The following is a 14,227-nucleotide window of genomic DNA, read 5'->3' as shown; positions in this document are numbered from 1 at the left end:
CTGCGATAGCTGTCCAACGGATTGGCGATGGATTGCTTGATTTAACGCCGTCAGCCTACCTCTCTCAAAATAAAGTCGTGCAGCATCTTGGCCGCCGGCGACAGCACGCGATTTTTTACGGTGATCAGACTGTAAGGCCTGACCTCGATGTCGAATTCGGTCTGGACGACGTCGATGGCGCCGGCCAGCCCCTCGGGGTTCTGGATGAATTTCGCCACCTGGATCGACACCGGCGCGATGGCGTCCGACTGCGCGACCATGACCAGGGTCAGCAGCAGCGAGCTGGTGTTGAGGATGCGGTCCGGCAGCGCGATGTTGCGGTTCAGGAAATTGCTTTCCATCGCCTGGCGCAACGGCGAGCCGCCCGACTGGAAAACCCAGTCGTAGGCGGCGGTCTCCTCCAGCCGCACGGCTTTGCCCTTAGCAAGCGCGTGGCCGCGGCGCACGATCAGGCAGGCTTTTTCGACACCGATGACGCGGGCCTCGAACAGCCGTGGATTGAGATCGTCGGGGATGCGCGCGATGATGAAATCGTGACGCGTGGCGATCAGCTCGCGCGCCAGCACATTGGAGGTCTCGACCTGCATGGTGATCTCGATGCGCGGATAGATGCGCCGGATTTCGCGGATCGCCGGCACGGCGAGCTCGATCGCAGGGGCCGTCACCGCGCCGAGGAATACCGAGCCGCCCTTGCCCGCCTTGAGCTCGGATATCTCGCGGTCGACTTCACGCATCTCAAGCAGGATCGAACGTGCGCGCCTCGCCAATGCCTTGCCATAGGGCGTCAGCGTGATGCCGCGCGGCAGCCTTTCGCACAGCTTGACATCGAGCACCGCCTCCATTTCGGCGATCATACGCGAGGCGGCGGGCTGCGAAATGTTCATGACCTGGGCTGCCGCGCTGACCCGGCCATGGTCATCGAGGGCTGCGATCATACGCATGTGGCGCAGGCTGAGGCCGCTGCGCAGCAGGGTTTCTCCGTCGCCGGGGGGTTCTTCGTAACTGGCTGAAAGTCCACCAGGATTCCGCAGCGCTGCCATGGTCTTTGTTTGCTCCCCACTCATCGCCGGCCGGCAATCCGGCCAGGTCTTCGTCGGCTTTCAATATATCAGTTTCGGTATAGCAACCATCAAAGATCGCATTTGACAGTTATGGCAAAGAGCCACACCCTTTGCGCGTCCTGAGGCTTGACCGTCGCCAGCGAGAAAATCGCATCGACTGAAACCAGAGTCTCAGGGCCGATTGGGAGGATACCGGAGATCGATATGGCGGCAGCGGCGCGTTTTGGCGCCCCTGCACGATCGCGCGGCCCACGAAACCCAGGGTGCGCGTCCATCAACAAGGGAGAGTTAATGTGAAGATCATCAAGACACTGGCCGCCGTCGCGGCCCTTAGCATCGCGGCCATGACGGTCCCGGCGCAGGCAGGCGAAGGCCTCATCGGCGTGCTGATGCCCACCAAGACCTCGCAGCGCTGGATCAACGACGGCGACGCCGTCAAGTCCCAGCTCGAGGCTCTGGGCTACACTGTCGATCTGCAGTATGCGCAGGACGATATCCCCAATCAGCTCAGCCAGCTGGAAAACGAAATCACCAAGGGCCCGAAGGCACTGATCATCGCCTCGATCGACGGCACCACGATGTCGGACGCGCTGCAGAAGGCGGCTGACGCCGGCGTCGTCGTCGTCGCCTATGACCGGCTGATCAAGAAGACCCCGAATGTCGACTACTACACCACGTTCGACAATTTCGGCGTCGGCGTCATCCAGGCCAAATCGCTGCTCAAGGGCCTTGGCTATCCGGAAAACAAGGGTCCATTCAACATCGAGCTGTTCGGCGGTTCGCCGGACGACAACAACGCCTTCTTCTTCTACGACGGCGCGATGTCCGTTCTGCAGCCACTGATCGACGACAAGACCCTCGTGGTGAAGTCCGGCCAGATGGGCATGGACAAGGTCGGCACGCTTCGCTGGCTGGCGGCGACCGCCCAGGCCCGCATGGACAATCTGCTGTCCGCCAACTACTCGGATGGCAGCCGCGTCGATGGCGTGCTCTCGCCGTATGACGGTCTGTCGCGCGGCATCATCGCCTCGTTGCGCGCAGTCGGTTACGGCACGGCCGATCAGCCCTGGCCAATCGTCACCGGCCAGGACGCCGAAACCGCTTCGGTCAAGGCGATCATCGCCGGCGAGCAGTACTCGACGGTGTTCAAGGACACCCGCGAACTCGCCAAGGCGACGGTCGAGCTCGTCGACAAGGTGCTCTCGGGCGGCAAGCCGGAAGGCCTCGACACCACGACCTACAACAACGACGTCAAGGTCGTCCCCTCGATCCTGCTGACGCCGCATGAGGTAGACAAGTCGAACTACCAGGCCCTGGTGGTCGATTCCGGCTACATCAAGGCCGAAGAGCTGAAGTAACGGCAGTTGTAAACCCGGGGTCCTGCGTAACGCAGGGCCCCTTTTCGTTAGCGAGCGACCCCGGTATTGTTTCGGGACCTCGGAGGAGTGGTATTCCTGATGGCCTCGACGATTTTGGAGATGCGTGACATCACCAAGACGTTTCCCGGCGTCAAGGCGCTGTCGAATGTCAACCTAAGCGTCGAGGAAGGCGAGATTCACGCCGTTGTCGGCGAGAACGGCGCCGGCAAGTCGACGTTGATGAAGGTGCTGTCGGGCGTGTATCCATCCGGCACTTATGACGGCGAAATCATCTATCGCGGCGATGAGTGCCATTTCAAGGGCATTCACGACAGCGAGCGCCGGGGCATCGTCATCATCCACCAGGAACTCGCGCTGGTTCCGATGCTGTCGATCGCCGAAAACATCTTTCTCGGCAACGAGCATGCCAGATACGGTGTCATCGACTGGAACGCCAACGAGACGCGCACCAGCGCTCTGCTCAAGAAGGTGGGCCTTAAGGAAGACCCCAAGACGCTGATCACCAATATCGGCGTCGGCAAGCAGCAGCTGGTCGAGATCGCCAAGGCGCTCAGCAAGGAAGTGCAGCTGCTGATCCTCGACGAACCGACGGCGAGCCTGTCCGAAAAGGACAGCCAGGCGCTGCTCGACCTGCTGCTGGAATTCAAGCGGCATGGCATCACCTCGATCCTGATCTCGCACAAGCTCAACGAGGTCAACCGGGTCGCCGACAAGGTGACGATCATCCGCGACGGGCGGACCATCGAGACGCTGGCCAAGAAAGACATTTCGGAAGACCGCATCATCACCTCGATGGTCGGGCGCTCGCTAGACGACCGTTATCCGTCGCGCGAGCCCGAGATCGGTGAGATCGTGCTCCAGGTGAGGAACTGGTCGGTCTATCACCCGATCCATGCCGAGCGGCAAGTGATCAAAGGCATCGACATCGACGTCCGCAAGGGCGAGGTGGTGGGTATCGCCGGGCTGATGGGCGCCGGACGCACCGAATTCGCGATGAGCCTGTTCGGCCGCTCCTATGGCCGCCGCATCACGGGCGAGGTGCTGCTCAAGGGCAAGCCCATCGATGTCTCCTCTGTCAGCAAGGCAGTGGAACACGGCATCGCTTACGTCACCGAGGACCGCAAGACCTACGGTCTCAACCTGATCGATCATATCAAGCACAACATCACGCTGGCCAATCTTCCCGGCGTGTCGCGCCATAGCGTGATCGACGACATGCGCGAGCTGGCCGTCGCCAACGACTACAAGGCCAAAACCAACATCCGCTCGTCCAGCGTTTATCAGATGACCGGCAATCTATCGGGCGGCAATCAACAGAAGGTGGTGCTGTCGAAGTGGCTGTTCGCCAATCCGGAGGTGCTGATCCTCGACGAGCCGACGCGCGGCATCGACGTCGGCGCCAAGTATGAAATCTACACGATCATCGCGCGTCTCGCCTCGGAGGGTAAGGCGATCATCGTCATCTCGTCGGAGATGCCCGAACTGCTCGGCATCACCGACCGCATCTATGTCATGAACGAAGGACGTATCGTCGGCGAAATGGCGGCGAGCGACGCCAGCCAGGAAAAGATCATGCGCGCCATCGTTCGCGGAGAAGGAAAAGCATCATGAGCACCGAAAGCGCTCCCGTCCCGAAAAGCGGCGTCGCCGAAGATGTGCAGCAGGGGCCGCGCGTTGCCGTCTCGGCGCTGGTCACCAACCTGCGCGAATACGGTCTGATCCTGGCGCTTATCGCCATCATGGTATTCTTCCAGTACACGACGTCCGGAACGCTGTTCAAGCCGGTGAACTTGAGTAACCTGGTGCAGCAGAACAGCTTCATCATCGTGATGGCGCTGGGCATGCTGCTGGTGATTGTCTCCGGCCATATCGATCTCAGCGTCGGGTCCGTCGCCGGTTTCATCGGCGCGCTGGCGGCGATGATGATGGTCATCTGGCCTCTCGGCCCTTTCAGCAATCCGCTGGTGGTGTCGATCATCTGCCTGATGATCGGCGGCGCGATCGGCGCGGGACAAGGCTACTGGATCGCCTATCACCGAATACCGAGCTTCATCGTCACGCTGGCGGGGATGCTGATCTTCCGCGGCATCTGCCAAGCGCTGCTGGGTGGCGGGTCCTCCGTGGGGCCGCTTCCAGCCGGCTTCAAGGCGCTCAGTTCCGGCTTCATCCCGGATGTGATCGGCTCGTTGACGCTGATCCCGCCGGTCGTGAACGCCGCCGGCAAGACCATCGTCGGCAGCGGGCTGACGCTGCACATGACGACGATCGTGATCGGCCTCGTTGCCGTGCTCGCCTATGCCTATTTCGGGCTCAGGGCACGGCGCAGCCGCGAGCGGCATGGCTACGAAGCCGAACCCTTCACGCTGTTCGTCGTCAAGACCCTGGTGACCAGCGCTCTGGCGCTTTTTCTGGTCTACCAATTCGCCACCTACAGAGGTCTGCCAATCGTTCTCGTAGTGATGGGCGTGCTGATCGCGCTGTTCGTCTTCGTCACCAAACGCATGACGGTCGGCCGCCGTATCTACGCAATGGGCGGCAATGCCAAGGCGGCTCAGCTATCGGGTATCAAGACCGAGCGGCTGACCCTGATGGTGTTCATCAATATGGGCGTGCTCTCGGCGCTCGGCGGGCTGATCATTGCGGCGCGCCTTGGCCAGGCGGTGCCAGCGGCCGGCCTCGGCAGCGAGCTCGACGTCATCGCCGCTGTGTTCATCGGCGGCGCTTCGGCGATGGGCGGCGTCGGTCAAGTTATAGGCGCGGTGGTGGGCGGTTTCATCATGGGCGTCATGAACAACGGCATGTCGATCATGGGCGTCAATGTCGATTGGCAACAGGTGGTCAAGGGCCTGGTGCTGCTCGGCGCCGTGGTCTTCGACGTCTACAACAAGAACAAGGCTTGAGGGCGAGGGGACTCATGCATGTCGCCAAACGTGTGCAGCGTGTTGGGACAACGGCATGCATGAAAACAAGGATTAAAGCGGGCCGCTTTTCAAACGCGGCGCGCTTTTAGGAGGCACGGGTCACATCGCGGCGCTGCCGGGCGGCGCAAAGAAGTCCCCCAAGGGGACCGGGCTCGCGAGCGCAATCCGGACGAAGAGTTCACCAGTGGCGCGGATCCCATCCGAGCCGCGCTGGTCAAGGTTTGCCAACCCGGCAGCCAGGCCAAAGGCAATTGAGAGAGGGTACATCATGCTGATCTCCCAGATCCTCGACGACGCAGAGACCATTCGCGTCGTTGCCCGCAACGGCGGCAAGACCCGGATCATCAACGGCGCCCGCAGCGTCTATTCGCTGGCGATGGAGGCCGCGCGCACCGGCACCGGACTTGTCGCCCTCATCGAGCGCAAAGGCTTCGGTGAAGCGGTCGACCTCGATGCCGCATACAAGAAGGGGCGGCTGTTGTCGCCGATCAACCATCCCGACCCGGCGCATCTTCATCTCACCGGCACCGGGCTGACGCATCTCGGCTCCGCCGCGACCCGCGATGCCATGCACAAGAAACTCGATGCCGATCGCGAAGAGCAGCTCACCGATTCCATGAAGATGTTCCGCATGGGGCTGGAGGGCGGCAAGCCCGCCAAGGGCCAGGCGGGCGTGCAGCCAGAATGGTTCTACAAGGGCAACGGCACCATGGCGGTGGCGCCCGGTGCGGCACTTCTGTCGCCCGCCTTCGCCCAGGATGCCGGCGAGGAGCCGGAAGTCGCCGGCATCTATGTCATCGGCGACGACGGCGTCCCGTTCCGCGTCGGCTTCACACTGTCAAACGAGTTTTCCGACCATATCACCGAGCGCGTGAACTATCTTTTCCTCGCGCATTCCAAGCTGCGCAACGCTTCGTTCGGGCCGGAGATCCTGATCGGCGACCTGCCCTCCGACGTCAGGGGTACCTCGCGCATCCTCCGCGACGGCAAGCTGCTGTGGGAAAAGCCGTTCCTGTCAGGCGAGGCGAACATGTCGCACACCATCGCCAATCTCGAACATCACCACTTCAAATATTCGGCCTTCCGCCAGCCGGGCGACGTTCATGTGCACATGTTCGGCACGGCGACACTGTCCTTCGCCGACGGCATCAGGACCGAAGCCGGCGACGTGTTCGAGATCGAGGCCAAGGATTTTGGCCTGCCGCTGCGCAACCCGCTTGAAATCGAGCAACCGGTGACGGTGGCGGTGAAGGCGCTTTGATTGTGTGATCTCCCCCCTTGAGGGGGAGATGTCGCCGAAGGTGACAAAGGGGGTCGTCTCACATAAAGCGCGAACGCCGTCTCCCGTGGCGGAACGGCGTTGGCACTTTACGCGCAGCGACCCCCTCTGGCCTGCCGGCCATCTCCCCCTCAAGGGGGGAGATTGGCAGCCTCAATAAATATCGAAATCGAAATATTTGGCCTGGATCTTCTTGTAGGTGCCATCTGCGACGATCGCATCGATCGCGGCGTTGAGCTTCTCGCGCAGCGCATTGTCTTCCTTGCGCACGGCGATACCGGCTTCGGTCTCGGTGCCCTTGACGTCGCCGACCATCTTGCAGCAGCCGTCGCTCGACTTGTTCATCCAGTCCATCAGCACGAATTTGTCTGAAAGGACGGCATCGAGACGGCCGTTCATCAGGTCGGCGACCGCCTCCTCCTGGGTTGGATAGAGCTTCGCCTCGGCGCCGGCCTTGATATAGACATCCTGGGCATAGTCGGCCTGGGTGGTCGAAGCCTGGGCGCCGACTGTCTTGCCGGCGAGTGCGGCGGGTTCGGTCGAGGCAATATCGCTGTCCTTCATGGCCACCAGCGAAAGCGGCGTCGTATAGTATTTGTTGGTGAAGGAGACCTGCTTTTTGCGCTCCTCGGTAATGCTCATGGACGCGATGATGGCGTCGAACTTTCTGGCCTGGAGCGCCGGGATCATGCCGTCCCAGTCCTGCGTGACAAGTTCGCATTCGACCTTCATCTGAGCGCAAAGCGCATTGGCGATGTCGATGTCGAAGCCGGTGAGCTTGCCATCCGCGGTGATGGTGTTGAACGGCGGATAGGCGCCTTCGGTGGCGATCTTCAACTTTTCCTGTGCTTGCGCCGACAAGGACCCGGCAGCCATCACCAGCATGGCAGCTGTTGCTGCCGATGCGATCCATCTTGGAATCTGCATTTCTTTGTTCCCTTGGTTCAACCACCTTGATGGTTAGGCACAGCCAAGCACGGCCCGCAAGGTCAGGCAAGCACAGTCTGGTTGATCGGGGATCAGCGCGCGGCGCGGAAATGTTTGGACAGTTTCAGGCCCTGTGCCTGATAATTCGAGCCGAGATCTGTGCCGTAGAGCGCCTGCGGCCGCTTCAGCATGTGCTCGTAGACCAGCCGTCCGACGATCTGGCCGTGGTCGAGGATGAACGGCACTTCGTGGCTGCGCACTTCGAGCACAGCCCTACTGCCGGTGCCCCCGGCCGCCGAATGGCCGAAGCCCGGATCAAAGAAACCGGCATAGTGGACACGGAACTCGCCAACCAGCGGATCGAAGGGCGTCATCTCGGCGGCATAGAGCGGCGGCACATGCACCGCCTCCTGGCTGACGAGGATATAGAATTCATCGGGATCGAGCACCAGTTCGCCAGCACCGCTCTTGTAGAGCGGCTCCCAGAAATCGACAACATCCTGCGCGGCGCGCTTGTCGACATCGACCAGGCCGGTGTGGTGCTTGCCGCGGTAGCCGACCAGCCCGTCCTTGTCGCCATCGAGGTCGATCGACAGTGCGATGCCGCCGCCGGAAATGTTCGGCGGCTCGGTGGCGACGAGCGTCTCGGCGCGATGCAATTCGTGCAGCTCGCTTTCCGACAAAAGCGCATTGCCGGTGCGGAACCTGATCTGCGACAGCCGCGAGCCGGCACGGACGACGATCGGAAAGGTGCGCGGGCTGACTTCCAGATAGAGCGGGCCGTTGTAGCCGGCAGCGATCTTGTCGAACTCGTGGCCGCGATCGGTCATCACCCGGGTGAAGATGTCGAGCCGTCCGGTCGAGCTCTTCGGGTTGGCCGAGGCCGAAACGTTTGCCGGAAGCGCCAGGCTCTCGAGCAGCGGCACGATATAGACGCAGCCCGTCTCCAGCACCGCACCGTCGGCGAGATTGATTTCGTGCAGCTTCAGGCGGTCGAGTTTTTCAGCAACCCTGTGGTTCGGGCCGGGCAGGAAGGAGGCGCGCACCCGCCAGGCCTTGTCGCCAAGCCTAAGGTCGAGGCTGGCCGGCTGGACCTGGTCGGCATCGAGCGCGCGCGGCGATTTCAGCGCGCCCGACTGGAACAGCGCGGAAATATCCTGATCGGGAAGAATGCCTGTCTGCCGCAAAGTCTGGCTCCGCTCGAAGGCCGGGCGTGGTCTCGTTTTGTCGCAGGTTCCTGCCGCGGAACCCGCTGGTACAAACCTCTTAATCATGCCGGCAATTGACGCAAGCGTGGTGCGGGTTTAAAGGGTCGTTATCCCGTGGTGATTTGGCCGGTCGGCTTGCAGCCACGTTAAACAAGTCGCTAAAGGACCGTCGGCCCGAAAGGCCATATGGACCGGTTGCGACTTTCGCGGCCGGTTTTTTTGTATTTGGGCCATTTTTGGTGTTTGGAACAAGGTGATGACGAGCAACAAGCGCAACTGGAAGCCTCAGACCGCACTCGTGCATGCGGGAACGCTGCGTTCCGGCTTCGGCGAAACCTCCGAGGCGATGTATCTCACGCAAGGCTATGTCTACGATACGGCGCAGGCGGCGGAAGCCCGCTTCAAGGGCGAGGAACCGGGCTTCATCTATTCGCGCTATGCCAATCCGACGGTCGACATGTTCGAGAAGCGCATGTGTGCGCTGGAAGGTGCCGAAGATGCCCGCGCCACCGCATCCGGCATGGCGGCGGTGACAGCGGCGTTGCTGTGCAGCGCCAAGGCCGGCGACCACATCGTGGCGGCGCGCGCGCTGTTCGGCTCCTGCCGCTGGGTGGTCGAGACGCTGGCGCCGAAATACGGCATCGAGGCGACGCTGGTCGATGGCACCGAAATCGCCAATTGGGAAAAGGCGGTCAGGCCCAACACGAAGCTGTTCTTCCTTGAAAGCCCGACCAATCCGACGCTGGAAGTCGTCGACATCGCAGCCGTCGCCTCGCTTGCCGATTCGATCGGCGCGCGGCTGATCGTCGACAATGTCTTTGCCACGCCCTTGCAGCAGAAGCCGTTGCAGCTCGGCGCCCATATCGTCGTCTATTCGGCGACCAAGCACATCGACGGCCAGGGGCGCTGCCTCGGCGGCGTCATCCTGTCGGACAAGAAATGGATCGACGAGAACCTGCACGATTATTTCCGCCACACCGGTCCCAGCCTGTCGCCGTTCAACGCCTGGACGCTGCTGAAGGGCCTGGAAACGCTGCCGCTGCGCGTGCGCCAGCAGACGGAAAGTGCCGGCCGGATCGCGGACTTCCTCGCCGAGCGGCCGGAAATCGCCCGCGTCATCTATCCCGGTCGCGCCGATCACCCGCAAGCGGCGGTCGTCAAGAGGCAGATGTCGGGCGGCTCGACGCTGATCTGCCTCGACGTCAAGGGCGGCAAGCAGGCGGCCTTCGCCTTCCAGAACGCGCTCGATATCGTGCTGATCTCTAACAATCTCGGTGACGCCAAGAGCCTGATCACCCATCCGGCGACGACGACACACAAGAATCTGAGCGACGAGGCGCGCGCCGAACTCGGCATCGGGCCAGGCACGCTCAGGCTGTCCGTCGGCCTGGAGGACACCGACGACCTGCTCGAAGACATCGAGCAGGCCCTGAAAGCCGCCAGATAGTGCACTGGGCGGTGTCGCTCGAATCGTCAAATCAGGCGCGGTCAGGCGCCCGACGGGGTCTCTTCCAATTCCGCAACGGCGCTGGTGTGGATGGTCATCGTGTTGCCACGCCAGTCGACGGCACCGCTGAGCCAGCCACGCGCCCAGACAATCGGCAGGATGCAATCGCGCGCCATCATCGCCGGGACCATGCGTAGCGACAGGTGCCAGCTCTTGGCCGAGGCGAGAGCGCATTCCGGGAGATAGGCGACTACCAGCACAACGAGGGCGGTCGCCGACAGGCTGAAGCCGGCGCCGGCCGCAGCAACCAGCGCAAGCGCCAGCGGCACCGCCGCGCCGACCAGTATTTCGGGTGCGAAGAACAGTGGGAAGGTGACGCGACGCAGGCGTGCCCAGCGGGCCTGGCGCGACCAGATTTCGCCGAGCGTGCGAAAACCGAGCGGCTGCTCAAAGGGCGAGGCGACGAGATTGACGCGCAGTCCAAGCCCGTTGACCAGCTTGGTCGCGGCGGCATCCTCGGCGATCTCGGCGGCAAGCGCACGGATCCCGCCATTGGCGTCGAGCATGGGCTTGTCCCACAACATGCTCTTGCCTTGGGCAAAGCCAAGGCCTATCGCCTCGCCGGTATATTGCCAGCGCGCCTGCAGCGTGTTGAGGAAGGCGCATTCGACCTCAGCCCAGAACCCGTCCGGCCGCGAGCCGATCGGCGTCGAGCAGACAAGGCCAGTGTCCGGCCGCCATGCCGCCATCAGATGCTGGACATAATCCCTCGGCATCAGAACGTTGGAATCGGCAAGGATGACCCAGCGGTGGCGCGCCGCCTCCCAGCCCTTCACGCAATTGTTGAGTTTCGGATTGCCGCTGATGTGGTCGTCGCCGACGAGCAGCCGGGCCGGCACGGCCGGAAAACGGGCAATCGCATCGGTGACCGGCCTGGCCACCGGGTCGTCGGCATGGGCGACGCAGAAGATGAGCTCATAGCGCGGCCAGTCGAGAGAGAAGGCGCGCTCGAGCGTCTCCTCGGCAAACGGCTCGACGCCGCGCGACGGCACGACGATCGACACCGGAGGCGCCTTGCCGGCTGGCGGCGCGATCCTGCCAGGCCGCTTCAGCTTCAACGAAGCGAGCAGGATGCTGGCGAGATTGACGAGAAGCAGAGCTGTGGAAAGCAAGGCGGCTGTGACTGTCAGTTCCATCGATATCTGGTCACTCCAGAAAAGCCGGCCGCATGATAGCCGTTTTCAACAGTTCGACGGAATGCTGAGTCGCCCGGCCCTGCACACCATCATTGTCATGTGTCACTTAAATGACATTGTTCTTCGGCACCTGCGCGCAAACGAGTCGGGCAACGACGGAAGCGCCCCGTTGACCAAACTGCGGAGAGCGTCGAAAGTTCCGTCTGCATATTTGTGGAGTAGGCTATGTACAGCGCCGTTACGCGCAACATCGAAGTACAGGTCAGGCCGTTCTATCTGGAAGATCGCTCCGACCCGTCGGAGAACCGCTATGTCTGGGGCTACCAGGTGACCATCGACAACCAGTCGGATGAATTCGTACAACTTCTGTCACGCTATTGGCACATCACCGACGGCACCGGCCGGGTCGAGGAAGTGCGCGGCGCCGGCGTTGTCGGCGACCAGCCCGAACTCAACCCCGGCGACAGTTATCAATATACGTCTGGCTGCCCGCTCTCGACGCCGTCCGGCATCATGGTCGGCCACTATACGATGCGCAACAAGCGAGGCGAGACGTTCGACGTCGCCATCCCCGCCTTTTCGCTCGACCTGCCAGGCACGCGGCGCACCGTCAACTGACCAGCTAGACCTGATCCATCCCGATAGAATCGGGATGGGCTCTAACTCTTAGACCAGGACCTTTTCCGAACCGAAGGTCAGCGAAGCAAAAACGCTTTCCACTTTTCGATGCGCTAACCTTCGGTCGGGATCATGGTCTACTGCGCCGCGGCAAACTCCGCCGGATCGAAGTCATATTGCTTCGAGCAGAATTCGCAGGCGACATGAATGCCGCCATCCTCGGTGCTGTCCCTGATCTCGTCGGCTGAGAAACCTTCGAGTATGCCGCGGATCTTCTCCCTGGAGCATGAGCACTCGTCGGCTACCGGTACGCCGCCGAAGACGCGGACGCCGTGCTCGTGGAACAGCCGGTAAAGCAACCGCTCGGCGCCGATCGTCGGGTCGATCAGTTCCGTCGGCTCGATGGTGCCAAGCAATGCCAGCAGTTCCTGCCAGGAATTGTCGGGCGGATCATGTATCTCATCGCGCGGATCGCCGTCGCCGCCCGGAAGGTCGGGCACGCGCATGCGTTCCGCCGATTGCGGCAGGAATTGCGCAAGGATGCCACCGGCACGCCATTGCTCGCGGGCACCGCCGACACCGGGCGTCAACAGCTTGGCCACCGAGAGTCTGAGGTCGGTCGGGATCTGTTCCGACTGGCGAAAATAGGTGCGCGCGGCCTCCTCCAGCGTCTCGCCGTCGAGCTGGACGATGCCCTGATAGCGCTGCGTGTGGGCACCCTGGTCGATGGTCAGCGCCAGGACACCGCTGCCGAGCAGCGTCTGCTGCGAGGTCTCGCCGGCAGATGTCAGTGCCTCCAGCCGGTCGGCGTCGAACCGAGCATAGGCGCGCAGCGCCTGCGGCGTGGAAAAATCCGCCACCAGCATATCGACCGGCCCGTCGGTGCGGGTCTGCAGGATGAACTTGCCCTCGAACTTGAGCGAGGTGCCAAGCAGCACCGTCAGCACGCAGGCTTCCGCCAGCAGGCGGGCGACCGGCTCGGGATAGTCATGACGGCTGAGGATCGCGTCGAGCATCGGCCCGAGCTGGACGGTGCGGCCGCGCACGTCGAGCGGGCCGACCTCGAAGGGCACGACATGATCGTCGCCGGCGTAGCCGAATTCGCCGAGTTTGGGTTGATGTTCAGCCAATTGATGAGTTTCCAACATGACAAAGCTCCGGGGCGCGGCCATGCCGCCCTCCGGGGCGCATGCGTCGAAACGCGCTCGATTTGCGTGATGCGGCTGAGATAGGCATCACGTACTCCCGGATCAAGGCGGCCCGGATCAAGCGCCCAGACACCAGGCCAAAACCGCCTTCTGGGCGTGGAGCCGGTTCTCGGCCTCGTCGAACACCACCGAATGTGGCCCGTCGATGACCTCGTCAGTGACCTCCTCGCCACGATGCGCCGGCAGGCAGTGCATGAACAACGCATCGGGCTTCGCCTTCGCCATCAGCGCCGCATTGACCTGGTAGGGTGAGAAGACATTATGGCCGCGAGCACGGTGCTCCTGGCCCATCGACACCCAGCAGTCGGTGACGACGCAGTCGGCCTCGTGGACCGCCTCCTCGGGCGAGCGGGTGAAGTTCAACTTGCCGCCATGCGCCCTCGACCAGTCGACATGCTTCTGCGCCGGCTCGCTGCCTTCCGGCACGGCTACGTTGAGGTTGAAGCGGAACCGCGCCGAGGCCTCCAGCAGCGAATGCAGCACGTTGTTGCCGTCGCCGGTCCAGGCGATGGTCTTGCCGGCGACCGGACCGCGATGCTCCTCGAAAGTCATGATGTCGGCCATCAGCTGGCACGGATGGGTATCGTCGGTCAGCCCGTTGATGACGGGAACGGTGGCGTTCTCGGTCAGCTCCAGCAGCCGGTCATGCGATGTGGTTCGGATCATGATCGCATCGACATAGCGCGACAGCACCTTGGCCGTGTCGGCGATGGTTTCGGAGCGGCCGAGCTGCATCTCGGTGCCGGTCAGCATGATGGTCTCGCCGCCGAGTTGGCGCATGCCGACGTCGAAGGATACGCGCGTGCGCGTCGACGGCTTGTCGAAGATCATCGCCAGCACCTTGCCTTCGAGCGGTTTTGTCCGCTCGCCAGCCTTGAGCCTTGCCTTTCGCACGACGGCATCGTCCAGCATGAAGCGCAGATCGCCCTCGGAAACGGCGGAAAGATCGGTGAAATGGCGAAGGCTCATTTGGGGTCTTTCGA

General features: G+C 62.5%; 13 protein-coding genes and 1 riboswitch. Of the genes, 6 read left to right on the top strand and 7 right to left on the bottom strand.

Annotation, left to right across the window (positions count from 1 at the left end):
• Positions 1 to 50 precede the first annotated feature (50 nt).
• On the bottom strand, positions 51 to 1,040 hold the full coding sequence (locus tag CIT31_RS00460) for a LysR family transcriptional regulator (protein WP_029356814.1): 990 nt from the start codon (positions 1,038 to 1,040) through the stop codon (positions 51 to 53).
• 314 nt (positions 1,041 to 1,354) lie between these two features.
• On the opposite strand from CIT31_RS00460, the gene chvE reads away from it, so the two are divergent.
• The 3 genes from chvE to mmsB all read left to right on the top strand — a co-directional run bounded on the left by chvE (position 1,355) and on the right by mmsB (position 5,340).
• Positions 1,355 to 2,419 (top strand): multiple monosaccharide ABC transporter substrate-binding protein, encoded by a 1,065-nt coding sequence (gene chvE, locus CIT31_RS00455; RefSeq protein ID WP_029356817.1) that lies wholly within the window; start codon positions 1,355 to 1,357, stop codon positions 2,417 to 2,419.
• A gap of 99 nt (positions 2,420 to 2,518) precedes the next feature.
• On the top strand, positions 2,519 to 4,051 hold the full coding sequence (gene mmsA, locus CIT31_RS00450; protein WP_029356820.1) for a multiple monosaccharide ABC transporter ATP-binding protein: 1,533 nt from the start codon (positions 2,519 to 2,521) through the stop codon (positions 4,049 to 4,051).
• Positions 4,048 to 5,340, top strand: coding sequence for a multiple monosaccharide ABC transporter permease (gene mmsB, locus CIT31_RS00445; protein WP_095517060.1), 1,293 nt, complete (start codon positions 4,048 to 4,050; stop codon positions 5,338 to 5,340). The genes mmsA and mmsB overlap by 4 nt, the downstream gene beginning before the upstream one ends.
• A 120-nt stretch (positions 5,341 to 5,460) precedes the next feature.
• Here mmsB and CIT31_RS34025 read toward each other — a convergent pair whose 3' ends face one another.
• Positions 5,461 to 5,631 (bottom strand): hypothetical protein, encoded by a 171-nt coding sequence (locus CIT31_RS34025; protein ID WP_165778311.1) that lies wholly within the window; start codon positions 5,629 to 5,631, stop codon positions 5,461 to 5,463.
• Here CIT31_RS34025 and araD1 point away from each other — a divergent pair.
• Positions 5,630 to 6,622 (top strand): AraD1 family protein, encoded by a 993-nt coding sequence (gene araD1, locus CIT31_RS00440; RefSeq protein ID WP_065005834.1) that lies wholly within the window; start codon positions 5,630 to 5,632, stop codon positions 6,620 to 6,622. The genes CIT31_RS34025 and araD1 overlap by 2 nt on opposite strands.
• Positions 6,623 to 6,793: 171 nt before the next feature.
• Here the strand turns inward: araD1 and CIT31_RS00435 are convergent, their stop codons facing one another.
• Together CIT31_RS00435 and CIT31_RS00430 are read right to left on the bottom strand one after the other, a co-directional pair.
• A complete protein-coding gene (locus tag CIT31_RS00435; RefSeq protein ID WP_095517059.1) occupies positions 6,794 to 7,567 on the bottom strand; it encodes an ABC transporter substrate-binding protein in 774 nt (257 codons plus the stop codon).
• 92 nt (positions 7,568 to 7,659) lie between these two features.
• Positions 7,660 to 8,754 carry a 2'-deoxycytidine 5'-triphosphate deaminase gene (locus CIT31_RS00430; protein ID WP_065005835.1) on the bottom strand — a complete coding sequence of 365 codons (1,095 nt, stop codon included), beginning with the start codon at positions 8,752 to 8,754 and terminating at the stop codon, positions 7,660 to 7,662.
• Between the two features lie 125 nt (positions 8,755 to 8,879).
• Positions 8,880 to 8,957, top strand: a riboswitch (SAM riboswitch).
• A gap of 74 nt (positions 8,958 to 9,031) precedes the next feature.
• Between CIT31_RS00430 and CIT31_RS00425 the strand changes: the two genes are divergently transcribed.
• Positions 9,032 to 10,222 (top strand): O-succinylhomoserine sulfhydrylase, encoded by a 1,191-nt coding sequence (locus tag CIT31_RS00425; RefSeq protein ID WP_095517058.1) that lies wholly within the window; start codon positions 9,032 to 9,034, stop codon positions 10,220 to 10,222.
• A gap of 41 nt (positions 10,223 to 10,263) precedes the next feature.
• Here the strand turns inward: CIT31_RS00425 and CIT31_RS00420 are convergent, their stop codons facing one another.
• Positions 10,264 to 11,418, bottom strand: a complete 1,155-nt coding sequence (locus CIT31_RS00420; RefSeq protein ID WP_095517057.1) for a ceramide glucosyltransferase — start codon at positions 11,416 to 11,418, stop codon at positions 10,264 to 10,266.
• 225 nt (positions 11,419 to 11,643) lie between these two features.
• Between CIT31_RS00420 and apaG the strand changes: the two genes are divergently transcribed.
• Positions 11,644 to 12,036 (top strand): Co2+/Mg2+ efflux protein ApaG, encoded by a 393-nt coding sequence (gene apaG / locus CIT31_RS00415; protein WP_065005838.1) that lies wholly within the window; start codon positions 11,644 to 11,646, stop codon positions 12,034 to 12,036.
• Between the two features lie 137 nt (positions 12,037 to 12,173).
• On the opposite strand, the gene CIT31_RS00410 is transcribed toward apaG, so the two are convergent.
• A complete protein-coding gene (locus tag CIT31_RS00410) occupies positions 12,174 to 13,208 on the bottom strand; it encodes an Hsp33 family molecular chaperone (RefSeq protein ID WP_095517056.1) in 1,035 nt (344 codons plus the stop codon).
• Positions 13,209 to 13,301: 93 nt separating this feature from the next.
• Entirely contained in the window at positions 13,302 to 14,213 is a 912-nt protein-coding gene (gene argF, locus CIT31_RS00405) for an ornithine carbamoyltransferase (RefSeq protein WP_095517055.1), read from the bottom strand.
• Positions 14,214 to 14,227 lie beyond the last annotated feature (14 nt).

Origin of the sequence: Mesorhizobium wenxiniae (assembly GCF_002284535.1) — a bacterium.
Taxonomy (GTDB): domain Bacteria; phylum Pseudomonadota; class Alphaproteobacteria; order Rhizobiales; family Rhizobiaceae; genus Mesorhizobium; species Mesorhizobium wenxiniae.
This window is presented reverse-complemented; position numbering and strand designations above follow the sequence as displayed.